The 15,054-nt window shown below is 67.4% G+C and carries 11 protein-coding genes; 8 read left to right on the plus strand and 3 right to left on the minus strand.

Annotation, left to right across the window (positions count from 1 at the left end; translation table 11 throughout):
- The first annotated feature begins 56 nt into the window (after window positions 1-56).
- From ACR80S_RS07565 to ACR80S_RS07580, 4 genes are all read left to right on the plus strand, one after another.
- Window positions 57-599, plus strand: a complete 543-nt coding sequence (locus tag ACR80S_RS07565; protein WP_435403023.1) for a hemerythrin domain-containing protein — start codon at window positions 57-59, stop codon at window positions 597-599.
- 156 nt (window positions 600-755) lie between these two features.
- Complete coding sequence (gene murI, locus ACR80S_RS07570; protein WP_435402934.1) at window positions 756-1,535, plus strand: glutamate racemase; 780 nt, start codon at window positions 756-758, stop codon at window positions 1,533-1,535.
- A 47-nt stretch (window positions 1,536-1,582) separates the two neighbouring features.
- A complete protein-coding gene (gene trmA / locus ACR80S_RS07575) occupies window positions 1,583-2,704 on the plus strand; it encodes a tRNA (uridine(54)-C5)-methyltransferase TrmA (RefSeq protein WP_435402935.1) in 1,122 nt (373 codons plus the stop codon).
- 180 nt (window positions 2,705-2,884) lie between these two features.
- Entirely contained in the window at window positions 2,885-7,723 is a 4,839-nt protein-coding gene (locus ACR80S_RS07580; RefSeq protein ID WP_435402936.1) for an NAD-glutamate dehydrogenase, read from the plus strand.
- Window positions 7,724-7,819: 96 nt separating this feature from the next.
- Here ACR80S_RS07580 and mgtE read toward each other — a convergent pair whose 3' ends face one another.
- Window positions 7,820-9,172: a magnesium transporter gene (gene mgtE / locus ACR80S_RS07585; RefSeq protein ID WP_435402937.1), complete on the minus strand. Its 1,353-nt coding sequence runs from the start codon at window positions 9,170-9,172 to the stop codon at window positions 7,820-7,822.
- Window positions 9,173-9,263: 91 nt separating this feature from the next.
- Between mgtE and ACR80S_RS07590 the strand changes: the two genes are divergently transcribed.
- Entirely contained in the window at window positions 9,264-10,289 is a 1,026-nt protein-coding gene (locus ACR80S_RS07590) for a quinone-dependent dihydroorotate dehydrogenase (RefSeq protein ID WP_435399990.1), read from the plus strand.
- Between the two features lie 101 nt (window positions 10,290-10,390).
- Here ACR80S_RS07590 and rmf read toward each other — a convergent pair whose 3' ends face one another.
- Window positions 10,391-10,597, minus strand: coding sequence for a ribosome modulation factor (gene rmf, locus ACR80S_RS07595; RefSeq protein ID WP_435399989.1), 207 nt, complete (start codon window positions 10,595-10,597; stop codon window positions 10,391-10,393).
- A gap of 244 nt (window positions 10,598-10,841) precedes the next feature.
- On the opposite strand from rmf, the gene rlmKL reads away from it, so the two are divergent.
- Window positions 10,842-13,055 (plus strand): bifunctional 23S rRNA (guanine(2069)-N(7))-methyltransferase RlmK/23S rRNA (guanine(2445)-N(2))-methyltransferase RlmL, encoded by a 2,214-nt coding sequence (gene rlmKL / locus ACR80S_RS07600; RefSeq protein WP_435402938.1) that lies wholly within the window; start codon window positions 10,842-10,844, stop codon window positions 13,053-13,055.
- A complete protein-coding gene (locus ACR80S_RS07605) occupies window positions 13,052-13,399 on the plus strand; it encodes a glutaredoxin family protein (RefSeq protein ID WP_435402939.1) in 348 nt (115 codons plus the stop codon). The genes rlmKL and ACR80S_RS07605 overlap by 4 nt, the downstream gene beginning before the upstream one ends.
- 53 nt (window positions 13,400-13,452) lie before the next feature.
- On the opposite strand, the gene ACR80S_RS07610 is transcribed toward ACR80S_RS07605, so the two are convergent.
- Window positions 13,453-13,734, minus strand: coding sequence for a hypothetical protein (locus ACR80S_RS07610; RefSeq protein WP_435399986.1), 282 nt, complete (start codon window positions 13,732-13,734; stop codon window positions 13,453-13,455).
- Window positions 13,735-13,827: 93 nt separating this feature from the next.
- On the opposite strand from ACR80S_RS07610, the gene pdxB reads away from it, so the two are divergent.
- Window positions 13,828-15,006 carry a 4-phosphoerythronate dehydrogenase PdxB gene (pdxB, locus tag ACR80S_RS07615; RefSeq protein WP_435402940.1) on the plus strand — a complete coding sequence of 393 codons (1,179 nt, stop codon included), beginning with the start codon at window positions 13,828-13,830 and terminating at the stop codon, window positions 15,004-15,006.
- The last annotated feature ends 48 nt before the right edge of the window (window positions 15,007-15,054 follow it).

The following is a 15,054-nucleotide window of genomic DNA, read 5'->3' on the forward strand; positions in this document are numbered from 1 at the left end:
GCCTTCTCTCCACGTCATCGTACCCATGTCACTACACAGGAGGGCCCGACATGCCCATGCTGACCCAACTGCGTCTGGATCATGCCAACATGGCGCGCATGTTGCACGTTCTGCAGCTGAAGCAGAAGACCTTGGCTGCGGGCGAGCGACCCAACTTCCAGCTGGTGCGTGAGGTGGTCGACTACATCCTGGCCTACATGGAAGGGTTCACCCTGCCCCTGGAACGGCTGTTGAGTGAACGGCTGAAGGAGGTCGCCCCCGAGAGCGCCGAGGTGACCGGGCGCCTGTCATCCGACTACAAGGCGGTCAAGGCGCGTCTGATGCGGTTGTCGGGCGATATCGACATGATCCTGATGGATGCGGTGATCCCCATGGATCGCTTCGCCGACGACCTCAAGGCCTATCTGGATGCCCACCGTGCCTATCTGCGCGATGAGCGAGAACTGCTCTTCCCGTTGATTCGCGGGCACTTCAACGACGACGACCTGGATCGCCTCGCCCAGGCGCTGCCCGAAGGGGCCACCGCCGAGCTGGAGCGTCTCCAGGAGGCCTATCCCGAGCTCTATGCCGAGTTGCGCGAGGCGCCGCTCCCCGTCTGACCCGCCTGCCTGCACCGGGCTGCCAGGGGGCGCCGACTGGGGTAGAATGCCGCCAATTTCCAGTCGGTGCCTCGCGATGCCAAGCCCCAACTCTTCGTTGATGACCCCCCGCTGCCCGGAGCGCCACCCCCTGCTCGGCGCTGGCAGGCGTTGGCAATGAATGACGGGCCGATTCTGGTTTTCGACTCCGGGGTGGGCGGGCTCTCCGTGGTGGCGGCCCTGCGCGGCCAACTGCCGGGGGCGGCACTCGCCTATGCCTGCGACAATGCCATGCTGCCTTACGGGTTGCGCGAGGATGACTGGCTGGTGGCACGCATCCTGCGGGTGTGCGAGGCCGCCGTCGCGGCCAGCCGTTGTGTGACTCTGGTGGTGGCCTGCAACACCGCCAGCACCCTGGCGCTGGATGCCCTGCGCGACCGGCTGTCGATCCCCGTGGTCGGCACCGTGCCGGCCATCAAGCCCGCCGCGGCCGCGTCGCGCAGCGGCCATTTCGGGCTGTTGGCGACCAGCGCCACGGTGTCGCGTCCCTATACCCTGGGCCTGATCGAGGCCTACGCTGCCGAGTGTCGCGTGACCCGCGTCGCCGCCGATGCCCTGGTGCGCGTGGCGGAAGGCTGGCTGACCGGAGACGCCCCGGACCTCGAGGTGATCCGCCAGGCACTCGCTCCGCTGTGGGAGGATCCCGCACTGGATACCGTGGTGCTGGGCTGCACCCACTTTCCGCTGTTGCGCGACTTCTTGGCCGCCGCCGCCCCGCGCGAGATCCATTGGATCGACTCCAGCGAGGCGATTGCCCGGCGCACTGCCCGGGTGGTCAGTGGCGTGGCCCCTCGGCATGGCCCGGGGGAGAGTCTGGTCACTGCCCTGGATTCCCGGCTGACCGCCGGCCTGGCCCGCTTCGACTTTGCCCCGCCGAAGCTGCTGGCGTTGGACTGAATGCCTCTCTACCCACCCGTTTCCTGTCCCTTATCGAAGGAGGCTTCTTGGCCATTCCCGTCGTCGATCCCGCCCGCTATGACCAGCAGCTCGAGGCCAAGCGCGAGCGCATCACCCACGACTTTGCGCGCTTTTCGCCGCCACCGCTCGAGGTCTACCCCTCGCCGCCGAGCCACTACCGTCAGCGCTGCGAGTTCCGGCTCTGGCACGAGGGCGACGATCTCTTCTATGCCATGTTCGACATGCAGGAGTCCGAGGTGGACCCCGAGGCCCCCAGCAAGAAGACGGTGATCCGCCTCGACGACTACCCGGTGGCCAGTCGGCGGATCAACGCGCTGATGCCGGCGCTGCTCGACGCCATCCGCGACGTGCCCCTGCTGCGCCGCAAGCTCTTCCAGGTCGAGTTCCTCACCACCCTCGCGGGGGAGGCGCTGGTGACCCTCGTCTACCACCGCCAGCTCGACGAACAGTGGGAGGACGAGGCGCGCCGCCTGCAGGAGGCGCTGGGCGTGATGATCATCGGCCGCGCCCGCAAGCAGCGCCTGGTGCTGGAGCGCGACCACGTTTGGGAGCGTCTGGCGGTCGAGGGGCGCGAGTTCGTCTATCAGCAGGTGGAGAACAGCTTTACCCAGCCCAACGCCGAGATCTGCCGGTCCATGCTGGCCTGGGCGCGGGACGTGACCCGGGGCAGTCAGGCCGGCGACCTGGTGGAGCTCTATTGCGGCAACGGCAACTTCACCGTGGCGCTGGCCGAGAACTTCCGCCGCGTGCTCGCCACCGAGAACTCGCGCACCTCGGTGGCCAGCGCCCGCAATAACCTGGTCGCCAACGGCATCGACAATGTCACCGTGGGGCGCATGTCCGCCGAGGAGTTCGCCGCGGCGCTCAAGGGCGAGAAGGGCGGCCGCCGGGTCGCCGAGTGGGCACTGGACGACTATGACTTCTCCACTGTGCTGGTGGATCCGCCGCGGGCCGGACTGGACGAGGCGAGCTGCCGCCAGCTCGGCGACTATTCCCGCATCGTCTATATTTCATGTAATCCGGATACGCTGGCGGACAATCTGGCGATTCTCGGCGAGACCCACGCGATCACGCGTTTCGCCCTGTTCGACCAGTTTCCCTGGACCCACCACTGCGAATGCGGTGTGCTGCTGGAACGCCGCGACTGAGCGCGATGCCTGTCGAAGGGTGTCAAGTGGCGATGCCCAACCGACATGCTCCATGAGCATCCTGTCATCCGAGGTGCGGGGGGACCGGAGAGTCACGTAAGCTGACCGCTGGGCGTCCTTAGTGGACGCCATGGTGAACACTTCCCGGTCGCAGCCGCGGCCCAGGTCACGAGGTGATGGATGCAGCATGTTGCGAACAAAGACGCCAGACAGGACTTTCTCAAGCAACTCTCCGAGCGATTGAGCGCGCGGCTGGATGACAGGAAGGCGGCGGGGGTGGAGGCCTTCGCCCGTTATTTTTACTCCACGGTGCCCTTCGATGACCTCGAGGATCGACGCCTCGACGACCTCTACGGGGCGACGCTGTCGGTCTGGCACTTCCTGCAGGAGTTCGATCCGACCCACCCCAAGGTGCGCGTCTTCAACCCGGATTTCGAGGAGCACGGCTGGCAGTCGCCCCACACCTTCGTGGCGGTGCTACACGAGGATATGCCCTTCCTGGTGGATTCGGTCCGCATCGAGCTCAATCGTCGCGGCATCACCGTGCACGCCATCCACAATGCCGTGCTCGCGACGGAACGCGACGGCCAGGATCGGCTGAAGCGAGTCGCCTCGCCCCGCGATCCCGACGCCTCGAGCGGTCGTGAATCCCTGATCGTGATCGAGATCGATCGCCACTCCGATCCGAGAATCCTGGCGGAGCTGCAGACCAGCTTGCATGAGGTGCTGGTGGACGTGCGCACCGCGGTGACCGACTTCGAACCGATGCGCGAACAGGTCAGTCTCGCCCTGGAGGGGCTGCGCGCCGGCTGCCCGCCCCAGACCGACCCCGGGGACCACCAGGAGGCCATCGACTTCCTCGAGTGGCTGCTGCATGACAACTTCACCTTCCTGGGCTACGACGCCTATGAGGTCGCCGAGAAGGGGGGCAAGCAGGAGCTCGCCAAGGCCAAGGGCAGCGAACTGGGGGTCTTCCGGCTCGACCAGCCGCGCTATCGCGAGCGCATTCGCACCGAGCTCGGCGTCGAGAACGGCGAGTTCGTGCTGGTGCCTGAGCTGCTGTCATTCGCCAAGAGCGCCCACCACGCCCGGGTGCACCGCCCGACCTACCCCGACTACATCTCCATCGACCGCTATGACCAACAGGGCAACCTGATCGGCGAGCATCGCTTCCTGGGCCTGTTCACCGCCACCGTCTACAACGAGTCACCGCGCAACGTGCCGATCCTGCGCCGCAAGCTCAAGACCGTGATGGAGATCGCCGGCTTCAATCCCAAGGGCCACAACGGCAAGCAGCTGTTGCAGATCCTCGAGGTCTATCCCCGCGACGACCTCTTCCAGATCGATACCCAGGAGCTCGCCGAGACCGCGCTGGGGATCCTCAGCATCCGCGAGCGCCGGCGGGTGCGGCTGTTCATCCGCGAAGACCGCCCCGGGCGTTTCTACTCCTGCCTGGCCTACATCCCGCGGGACGTCTTCTCCACCGAGTTGCGCGTGCGCATCCAGAACCTGCTCTGCGAGGAGCTCGATGCCACCTTCGGTGATTTCAATACCTACCTCTCCGAGTCGGTGCTGGCGCGCATCCAGTTCATCCTGCGCTTCCAGGGCGACCGCCCCGTGGCGTATGACGTCAGGCGGCTCGAGGCCAAGGTGGGCCAGTTGGCCCGCAACTGGCGTGATGATCTGCAGGGCGCCAGCATCGAGGGCTTCGGCGAGGAGCAGGCCAATCGCCTGATGGATCGGTTCCGCGATTCCTTCCCCGCCAGCTACCGTGACGACTTCAACGCCCGCATGGCGGTCTATGACCTGCAGCATATCGGCGAGCTGGACGAGGGCGCGCCGCTCTCGTTGTCGCTCTACCGGCTGGTGGAGGAGGAGGGCAGCGGCGTCAACCTCAAGCTGTTCCACCGCGACAAGCCGATCCCGCTCTCCGACGTGCTGCCGATGATGGAGAACCTCGGCCTGCGGGTGATCGGCGAGCGCCCCTACGAGATCGAGGCCACCGATGCCAATTACTGGATCCACGACTTCGACCTGGAGCACCACACCAGCGTCGAGGTGAACCTGCAGGAGATGCGCGAGCCCTTCATCGAGGCGTTTCAGCGCATCTGGGCCGGGGAGGCGGACAACGACGGCTTCAACCGGTTGATCATCGGCGCCAACCTGACCTGGCGCGAGGTGGCCATGCTGCGTGCCTATGCGCGCTACCTGAAGCAGATCCGCTTCGGCGTGTCCCAGGAGTACATGGCCAATACCCTCACCAGCCAGCCGGAGATCACCCGCGAGTTGGTGACCCTGTTCGAGCTGCGCTTCGATCCCGAGGAGCACCCCGCCGAGGGCGAGGTGGCGGCGTGCCTCGATCGCATCCAGCGCCTGCTCGACGACGTGGCCAGCCTCAACGACGATCAATTGCTGCGCCGCTACGTGGAGCTGATCCAGGCCACCCTGCGTACCAACTACTACCAGACCCGCGAGGATGGCCAGCCCAAGGACTACATGTCCTTCAAGCTGGATCCGTCGAAGGTCACCGGCATGCCCAAGCCGAGGCCGGTCTTCGAGATCTTCGTCTCTTCGCCGCGGTTCGAGGGCGTTCACCTGCGCGGTGGCAAGGTGGCCCGCGGCGGCCTGCGCTGGTCCGACCGCCAGGAGGACTACCGCACCGAGGTGCTGGGCCTGGTCAAGGCCCAGCAGGTCAAGAATGCGGTGATCGTGCCGGTGGGCGCCAAGGGTGGCTTCGTCTGCAAGCGCCTGCCCGAGGGCGACCGCGAGGCCTTCCAGCGCGAGGGGATCGAGTGCTACAAGACCTTCATTCGCGCGCTGCTCGACGTCACCGACAACCTCAAGGGCGGCGAGGTGGTCCCGCCGCGAGCGGTGGTGCGTCACGACGAGGACGACCCCTACCTGGTGGTGGCGGCGGACAAGGGCACCGCCACCTTCTCCGATATCGCCAACGAGATCTCCGCCGAGTACGGCCACTGGCTGGGTGATGCCTTCGCCTCCGGTGGCGCCAACGGCTACGACCACAAGAAGATGGGCATCACCGCCAAGGGGGCCTGGGAGTCGGTCAAGCGCCACTTCCGCAACCTGGGCGTGAACACCCAGGAGGACGAGTTCAGCGTCGTGGGCATCGGCGACATGGGCGGTGACGTCTTCGGCAACGGCATGCTGCTCTCCGACAGGATCCGCCTGGTGGGGGCCTTCAACCACCTGCACATCTTCGTCGACCCCACGCCGGATGCCGCCGCCACCTTCGCCGAGCGGCAGCGCCTGTTCGAAATGCCGCGTTCCAGCTGGGAGGACTTCGACAGAGGCCTGATCTCCGAGGGTGGCGGGGTGTTCAAGCGCAGCGCCAAGTCGATTCCGATCTCGGCGCAGATGAAGAGCGCCTTCGGGATCGAAGAGAGCAAGCTCTCCCCCAATGAGCTGATTCGCGCCATGCTCAAGTCTAAGGTCGACCTGATCTGGAACGGCGGTATCGGCACCTACGTCAAGGGCAGCGAGGAGAGCGACGCCCAGGTGGGCGACAAGGCCAACGACGCCCTGCGCATCGACGGCCGCGAGCTCAACTGCCGGGTGGTGGGCGAGGGCGGCAACCTCGGCTTCACCCAGCGGGGCCGCATGGAGGCAGCGGCCCGGGGCGTGCGGGTCAATACCGACTTCATCGACAACGCTGGCGGGGTCAACTGCTCCGACCATGAGGTCAATATCAAGATCCTCATCGACGAGGTGGTCAAGCGCGGCGACATGACCGACAAGCAGCGCAATCGGCTGCTTGCCGAGATGACCGACGAAATCTCCGAGCTGGTGCTGATCGGCAACTACCGTCAAACCCAGGCGCTGGACCTGGCCGAGATTCTCTCGCGGGGAGGGATCGGTCCCTTCCGCCGCTTCATCAGCGAGCTGGAGGCCGCCGGGCAGCTCGACCGGGAACTGGAGTTCCTGCCGGTCGACGAGGTCCTCGAGGAGCGAGCCGCCAACCAGCAGGGCATGCTGCTGCCGGAGCTCTCGGTGCTGATCTCCTATGCCAAGAGCGTGCTCAAGGGCGACCTGATCGCCTCCGAGGTGCCCGATGATCCGGTCATGGAGCGCCACGTGGAGCGGATCTTCCCGGGGGTGCTGGTGGAGCGCTACCGCGACGAGATATATGAGCACCGCCTCAAGCGCGAGATCGTCGCCACCCAGGTGGCCAACGACCTGGTCGACCACATGGGGGTCGTCTTCGTGCGTCGGCTGATCGACGCCACTGGCGCGGGCCGCGCCGAGATCGCCCGGGCTTACGTGATCGCGCGAGAGGTGTTCCAGCTTGGCACCCTGTGGCACCAGATCGAGGCGCTGGACAATCGGGTGCCGAGCGCCGTGCAGTACGGCATGATGCTCGACCTGATGCGCCTGATCCGCCGCGCGACTCGCTGGTTCCTGCGTGCCCGGGTGGGGATGGATACCCGCGACACCATCGAGTACTTCGCCCCGCGCCTGGTCCAGATCCAGGAGGGCATCGGCAAGCGCCTGCGCGGCGAGGAGCTCGAGGCCTGGGAGGCTCGTCGCGGCGAGCTGATCGAGGCCGGCGTGCCCGAGGCACTGGCCGGTGCCTCCGCAGCGGCCGCCAGCCTCTATGCGGGGCTCGGTATCATCCAGGCGGCTCGTCAGGCCAACGAGAAGCCCCAGCGGGTGTCCGAGGTTTACTACGAGATCGGCGACCGGCTGGAGCTGCCGTGGCTGATCGGTGAGATCACCGCGCTCAAGGTGCGCGACAGCTGGCAGGCCCAGGCCCGCGACACCTTCCGCGACGATGTCGACCGCCAGCAGCTGGCGCTTACCGTCAGCGTGCTGCGCATGGAGGGCGGCGCCCGCGAGGCCGGCGAGCGCGTCAACCAGTGGCTGGAGCTGCACGCCGGCATGCACAGCCGCTGGTGCAAGCTGCTCGAGCAGGTGGGCAGCGGTGTCCAGGGCGGCTTCCCGCAGTTTGCCGTAGCCGTGCGAGAGCTGGTGGACCTGGCGGAGAGCAGCCAGGAGATCTGATCCCGCCCGTGGCCTTCCGAAACGACGAACCCCGCCAATCGGCGGGGTTCGTCCTTTCGAACGGATCGTCGCCGGCGGGTCAGGTCGGGCAGGGGCTCACAGCAGGAAGAAAGTGGCCATGCCCAGGAAGGCCATGAAGCCGACCACGTCGGTGACGGTGGTCAGCACCACCGACCCCGACAGTGCCGGGTCGATACCGGCGCGCTTGAGCAGCAGTGGGATGACAATGCCGGCGATGCCGGCGGCCAGCATGTTGATTACCAGGGCGCCGGCGATGATGGCACCGATGGCCACGTTGCCGAACCACACCACCGCCAGCACCGCCACCACCAGCGACCAGACCACCCCGTTGAGCGCGGCGATCCCCACCTCCTTGCGCAGCAGCCAGCTGCTGTTGGTGCGGCTTATCTGCCCCAGCGCCATGCCGCGGATGGCAAGTGTCAGGGTCTGGCTCCCGGCGATGCCGCCCATGCTGGCCACGATGGGCATCAGCACCGCCAGGGCGACGATCTTGTCCAGGGCGTCCTCGAAGCGACCGATCACCCAGGCCGCCAGGAAGGCGGTGACCAGGTTGATGCCCAGCCACACCGCGCGTCGCTTGGCGCTGGAAAAGATCGGGGCGAACAGGTCCTCCTCCTCGTCCAGGCCGGCCATGTTCATCAGCGCCTGCTCGGAATCTTCGCGGATGACGTCGACGATGTCGTCGATGACGATGCGTCCGAGCAGCAGGCCGAACTCGTCTACCACCGGCGCGGAGACCAGGTCGTGGGTCTGGAACAGCGTGGCCACGTCCCGGGACTTCATGTCGACCCGGATGCTGTCGACCTCACGATCCATCAGGTCGGCCACCGCCATCTCCGGGTCGTGGCTGACCAGACGGGCGATGGGCAGCACGCCGACGAAGCGGGCGTCCCGGTCCACCACCATCAGCTGATGGGTGTTGTCCGGCACGGACTCCTTCCAGCGCAGGAAGCGTGCCACCGTTTCCAGGCTGACGTCGGCTCGCACCGCGATGGTATCCAGCCGCATCAGGCGCCCGGCGCTGTCCTCGTTGAAGGCCAGCGTCTCCTCGAGACGCGTACGCTGCAGGGCGTCCATGGAGCGCAGCATGTCCTCGGCGACCTGCTGGGGGAGGTCCTCGAAGATCTCCGCCAGGTCGGTGGTGTCCAGGGCGGCGGCGGCGGCCACGATCTCCTCGTGGTCCATGTCCTCGAGCAGGGTGCCACGCACCTCGTCGTGGACGTGCAGCAGCACCTCGCCGTCGACCTCGGCGGGCACGCGCTGCCACAGCCGGACCCGGGCCGCCGGCGGCAGCGACTCCAGCAGCAGGGCGATCTCGGCGGGCTCCAGATCGGCGATGACGGCATCGACGGCGTCCAGCCGCTCTTCGCCCATGGCGCGGTGGATCCGCGACAGGCGGTCCTCCATGGTTTCGGTGGTCTCGGCCATCTGGGTCTCCCTGGCGGTGGGGCGGCGTCGTGTCGGGGCTGAGGCGCTGTTATACTCTGCGCCGCCCGCGACCGCCACTTCCGGAGATGCCATGTATTCGCTTGCCCGTTCGCTCCTCTTTCGTCTCGATGCCGAGACCGCCCACGGCGTCGCGCTCAAGGGGCTCGACCTGGCCGGCCATCTGGGCCTGGCGGGGCGCCTGGGGGGCGGGCGCGTGGAGGATCCGGTGGAGCTCATGGGGCTGCGCTTTCCCAACCGGGTAGGCCTGGCCGCCGGGCTCGACAAGAACGCCGATCACCTCGACGCCCTGGGAGCGCTGGGCTTCGGCTTCGTGGAGGTGGGTACCGTGACCCCGCAGCCCCAGCCGGGCAATCCGCGCCCACGGATGTTCCGGCTGCCCGAGGTCGGCGGCATCATCAACCGCATGGGCTTCAACAACGCCGGGGTTGACCACCTGGTCGAGAGGGTCAACGCGAGCCGCTTCGATGGCGTGATCGGCATCAACATCGGCAAGAACCTGACCACCCCGGTGGAGAAGGCGGTGGACGACTACCTCGCCTGTCTCGGCAAGGTGCACGCCCATGCCCACTACATCACCGTGAACATCTCCTCGCCCAACACCCCGGGGCTTCGCAACCTGCAGTTCGGCGAGCAGCTCGATGGGCTGCTCTCGGCGCTGCGCGAGGAGGGGAGTCGTCTCGACCGCGACAGCGGCCGTCGGGTGCCGCTGGCGGTGAAGATCGCCCCGGACATGGACGCTGGGGAGGTCGGTCTGGTGGCACACTGCCTGGCCAGCAACGGCATCGACGCGGTGATCGCCACCAACACCACGGTCTCCCGTGAGGCGGTGGCGGGCCTGCCCAACGCAGAGGAGGCCGGCGGGCTGTCCGGCCGCCCGCTGTTCGAGGCCTCCAACGCGGTGGTCCGCGAACTGCGCCGCCAGCTGCCCGAGATGCCGATCATCGGCGTGGGCGGTATCGACAGCGGCGCGACGGCGCTCGCCAAGCGCGAGGCCGGCGCCGACCTGGTGCAGCTCTATTCGGGCTTCATCTATCGCGGCCCGGCGCTGGTGGGCGAGTGCACTCGGGCCCTGAAGGCACAGACCGTCGTGCGGTGATAGGGCGAGACATGCAAGAAGCCCGTGGTGATTGCCACGGGCTCTATCGGATCAAGAATGTATTAAAATTAAAGTGGGTGTGAACCTGAAAAGGGAGGAGCTCACATCACCATGGGGTTCTTGTGGATACCGGAGACACCCGTCATACCGGACCATTGATCCCCGCGACCTTCACGCCAACCGCTCATCCAGTATTCGCGAAGATTGACGTCCTGGCTCGGACAGTCATCGCGAGAGCGACCCGAAATACCTGCCTTGTAGCCATGAACATAGGCACGCTGGAAGCGATCACGTTTCTGTCGTTTCATTGGACTACCTCTTGATAAGGTATCGATCTAGCAGGCTCGAACACAAGGCTCGGGCCATACCTAACATGCCACGGGCTCTTCAGTTGAATATCGAGCCCGATGACAGGAAACGCATGCGTGTTTCAGTAGCTACTTGGGTATTGATAGCCCACTTCGATCGGGCTTGTCGACCCCCGATTTGTAACAACCCGTTCACCGGTCTGACACGGTGAGCCCCAAGAATCTGCCAAGCGGTATCGACGCGATGACATCCCCACGACACGACGCCACGCTGGATCTCCTGGCCACCTGCCCCCAGGGGCTGGAACTGCTGCTCGCCGAAGAACTCGCTGCCCTGGGCGCCGAGCCCGGCAAGACCACGGTGGGTGGGGTGAACCTCAAGGCCGATCTGGCCGGCGCCTACCGTGCCTGCCTGTGGTCGCGGCTGGCCAACCGGATGGTGCTCTGCGTGGCCCGCGACGAGGGCATCGAGACCCCCGAGCAGCTGCGCGCCGCCGTGGCCGCCATTGACTGGTCGCGGCACCTGGCTGCGGGAGCGACGCTGGCGGTGGATTTCCATGGCCGTTCCGAGGCGATCCGCCACACCCGCTTCGGCGCCCAGACGGTCAAGGATGGGGTGGTCGATCGCTTGCAGGCCGCGGGACTGCCGCGCCCCGACATCGACCTGGCGTCGCCCGACCTGCGCCTCTACGCCCATTTGCACCGCGGGCGTTTGATCATCGGCGTTGACCTCTCCGGCGACAGCCTGCACCGCCGCGGCTATCGTCGCGACGTGGGCCATGCGCCGCTCAAGGAGAACCTGGCCGCGGCACTGCTGGTGCGCGCCGGCTGGCCGGCCCTTGCCCGGAAGGGGTCGCCGCTGGTGGACCCGTTGTGCGGCGCCGGCACCCTGCTGATCGAGGCGGCGATGATGGCCGCCGACGTGGCCCCGGGGCTGGCCCGGGAGCGCTTCGGCTTCCACGGCTGGGCGGGCCACGACGAGTCGACCTGGCACGAAGTGAAACGCGAGGCCGAGGCGCGGGCGAGCATCGGCCGAAAGCGCTGCCGATCGCGCTTCCACGGCATCGATCAGAGCCCCGCGGCGCTCGCCGCGGCCAAGGCCAACGCCATGCGCGCCGGCATACCGTCACTGATCACGCTCACCGGCGGGGGCCTGGCCGAGCTGTCGCGCCCCGAGGGGCTGGCCTTAGAGGAAACTGGCCTGGTGATCACCAATCCGCCCTACGGCGAACGGCTCGGCGAGCTGCCGGAACTGGTCGGCCTCTATGCGCGGCTGGGGGAGCGGGTGCGCGCGGCCTTCCCCGGCTGGCGGCTGGCGGTCTTCACCGGCAATCCGGACCTCGGCCACCGTATCGGCCTGCGCGCCCACAGGCAGTATGCCCTGCGCAACGGCCCCCTGGAGGCAAAGCTGCTGCTGATGGAGGTGCCCGAGGTCGATGGGGATGCCCGCCGGGAGCCCGCCGCCCCTCGCCGCTCCGAGGGGGCACAGATGTTCGCCAACCGTCTGGAGAAGAACCGCAAGCGCCTGAAGAAATGGCTCAAGCAGAGCGGCGAAAGCTGCTATCGGCTCTATGACGCCGACATGCCGGAATACGCCCTGGCGGTGGACGTATACGGCGAGCGGGTCCACGTGCAGGAGTATGCCGCCCCCCGCACCATCGATGCCGGCCAGGCCCAGAAGCGCCTCTTCGAGGCGCTGGCGGTGATTCCCGAGGTGCTCGAGGTCGACCCGACGCGGGTGGTGGTCAAGCGTCGCGAGCGCCAGAGCGGTAGCGCCCAGTACCAGAAACAGGGCGCCAGCGGCGAGCGCTTCGAGGTGCGGGAGGGGCGCGCCCGGCTGTGGGTCAACCTGCGTGACTACCTGGACACCGGCCTGTTCCTGGACCACCGCCCGGTGCGCCGGATGCTGGGCGAGATGGCGCCGGGCAAGCGCTTCCTCAACCTCTTCTGCTACACCGCCACCGCCACCGTGCAGGCGGCGCTGGGGCCCCGCGTCGCCGGGGAGGACACCGGTGCCAGCGATAGCGTCAGCGTGGATCTCTCCAATACCTACCTGGAGTGGGCGCGGGACAACTTCGCCCTCAACGGCCTCGACCCCAGCCGTCACCAGGTGGTGCGCGACGACTGCCTGCGCTGGCTTCAGACGGCCGGGGCCGAGTTCGACCTGATCTTCATGGACCCGCCCACCTTCTCCAACTCCAAGAAGATGGCGGGGACCCTCGACGTGCAGCGCGACCACGGGCGCCTGGTTCGTTTGGCGATGGCGCGTCTGGCAAGCGGCGGCACCCTGGTGTTCTCCAACAACCAGCGCCGCTTCAAGCTGGACGCCGACCTGGCCGAGCATTTCGCGGTGGAGGAGGTCTCGGCGAAGAGCTTCGACCCGGATTTCACCAGGAACCCGGATCTTCACCATGTCTTCCTGATTCGGCATCGGGAGACCGGAGGAGATGCGTCATGATCCCGCTGACGCTCTACACCACCCTGGGCTGCCACCTGTGCAGCCAGCTCGAAGGCCTGCTGGGCCTGCTCTGTCGCGAGCCGGTGGCACTCGATCGGGTCGAGATCAGCGAGGACCAGGCCCTCATGGCGCGCTACGGGGTGCGCATCCCGGTGCTGGCCGACGGCGAAGGCCACGAGCTGGATCGCGGCTTCGAGGCGTCGCGGCTGGTGGCCTGGCTGGCCGAGCGGGAGTGGCTGGACGAAGAGGCCTGGGAGGCGCTGCGCCGCCAGTGGGAGGGCGAGGAGGCGCCCCGCGAGGTGCGCGGGGCGCAGAGGCGTGGCGGGCGCCGCTACCTGGGATAATCCGGTCCGAATCTGAATCTGAATCTGAACCTGAACTGAGCCCGAGACAGCGTCTAGATGGCGTCCAGCAGCGACAGCTGGCTGACCGCCTGGCGGCCCTGAGGGCTGTTGTCTTCCACCTCCATTACTTTGCGAAATCCCCGGGAGGCCTGGATGGTGGCCTCGTCGCCTAGCCACATCAGCGCCTGATCATGGTCGTCCGCCAGCTGGTGCTTAAGGCCCCCGAACTGGGTGCCGATCTGTCCCCAGGCGCGGCTGAAGATCCAGTCGCCGAACATGTCCTGGTGGATGTGTACCAGCACATAGTCATGGTCGGTTTCCCAGCGGACGATCATCAAGGCTCCTGGCGTACAGCGTCTCTCCGCGTTGGCGGGGGAGTGGTAGGTTGGTGGGTATTGTAATCGCCTGAGAAACGGGAACAAGAGACCATGCGAATCCTTGTGGATGCCGATGTGCCCGCCGCCGAGTCCTGTTTCGGTGCCCTGGGCGAGATGGTGCGTCTGCCCGGACGCCAGATCGATGCCGCGGCGCTGCGCGACGTCGATGCCCTGGTGGTGCGCTCCATCACCCGGGTCGACGCGGCGCTGATCGCCGAGGCCAATCGGCTGCGCTTCGTCGGCACCTGCACCATCGGCACCGACCATGTCGATCTCGCGGCGCTGGCGGAACGCGGCATCGCCTTCGCCAGCGCCCCGGGTTGCAACGCCGAGGCGGTGGTGGACTACGTGCTGGGCAGCCTCGCTACCCTGGCCGAGCGCCAGGGCTGGCGGCTTGCCGAACGTCGAGTGGGGGTGGTGGGCGCCGGCAACGTGGGCGGGCGCCTGCTGGGCCGCCTCGCCGCCATGGGCATCGACTGCCTGGCCTGCGACCCGCCCCGGGTCGCGGCTGGGAGCCTCGTGGCGGAAAGCGCTGCGGGGCAGTCCCTGCCCGGTTTCGTAGGGCTCGATGCCCTGATCGAGGCATGCGACGTGCTCTGCCTGCACACCCCCCTGGTGCGCGAGGGCCCCCATGCCACCCATCACCTGATGGGGGCCGAGGCCATCGCCGAGCTGGCGCCCGGCACGGTGCTGCTCAACGCCGGCCGCGGCGACTGCGTGGACGGTGCCGCCCTGCGCCAGCGCCTGGCCGGGGAGGGGGACATTTCCGCAGTGCTCGACGTCTGGGAGCACGAGCCTGCCATCGACGGCGCCCTGCGCGATCTCACCGAGATCGCGACGCCGCATATCGCCGGCCACAGCCTGGACGGCAAGCGGCGCGGCACCCACATGATCTACCGGGCACTGTGTCGGGAACACGGGCTGCCCGCCCGGGTGGGCCTCGACGAGCTGCTGACGGCCCCGCCCCTGCGCCGCCTCGCGCTGGGCCCGGGTCTCGGCGGGGAAGAGGCGCTGAGGCTCTGCCTGCGCGCCGTCCATGACGTGCGCCGCGACCACGATAGCCTGCTGCGCGAGAGCCGCCGGCAGGGCATGGCGAAAGGCTTCGACGCCTGCCGCAGGGCGTACCCCCTGCGCCGCGAGTTCGCTACCCTGGAGGTGGCCCTGACGGACGCTGGCGACGAAAATGCCGCTCTGCTGTGCGGTGCGGGTTTTCGCGTAATCCGAGGCTGAACTCACTTCGTTTGCCCCTTTGATGCCCAGACGCAAGCGGGCCCGCCA

Source organism: Halomonas salsilacus, assembly GCF_051216275.1.
In the GTDB taxonomy this organism is placed as follows: Bacteria; Pseudomonadota; Gammaproteobacteria; order Pseudomonadales; family Halomonadaceae; genus Halomonas.

Bases quoted from the DNA above. Each gene is read 5' to 3' on its own strand.
- ACR80S_RS07565 (WP_435403023.1), top strand. From the start codon at position 57: ATGCTGACCCAACTGCGTCTGGATCATGCCAACATGGCGCGCATGTTG.
- murI (WP_435402934.1), top strand. From the start codon at position 756: ATGAATGACGGGCCGATTCTGGTTTTCGACTCCGGGGTGGGCGGGCTC.
- ACR80S_RS07580 (WP_435402936.1), top strand. From the start codon at position 2,885: ATGCAGCATGTTGCGAACAAAGACGCCAGACAGGACTTTCTCAAGCAA.
- mgtE (WP_435402937.1), bottom strand. From the start codon at position 9,172: ATGGCCGAGACCACCGAAACCATGGAGGACCGCCTGTCGCGGATCCAC.
- ACR80S_RS07590 (WP_435399990.1), top strand. From the start codon at position 9,264: ATGTATTCGCTTGCCCGTTCGCTCCTCTTTCGTCTCGATGCCGAGACC.
- rmf (WP_435399989.1), bottom strand. From the start codon at position 10,597: ATGAAACGACAGAAACGTGATCGCTTCCAGCGTGCCTATGTTCATGGC.
- rlmKL (WP_435402938.1), top strand. From the start codon at position 10,842: ATGACATCCCCACGACACGACGCCACGCTGGATCTCCTGGCCACCTGC.
- ACR80S_RS07605 (WP_435402939.1), top strand. From the start codon at position 13,052: ATGATCCCGCTGACGCTCTACACCACCCTGGGCTGCCACCTGTGCAGC.
- ACR80S_RS07610 (WP_435399986.1), bottom strand. From the start codon at position 13,734: ATGATCGTCCGCTGGGAAACCGACCATGACTATGTGCTGGTACACATC.
- pdxB (WP_435402940.1), top strand. From the start codon at position 13,828: ATGCGAATCCTTGTGGATGCCGATGTGCCCGCCGCCGAGTCCTGTTTC.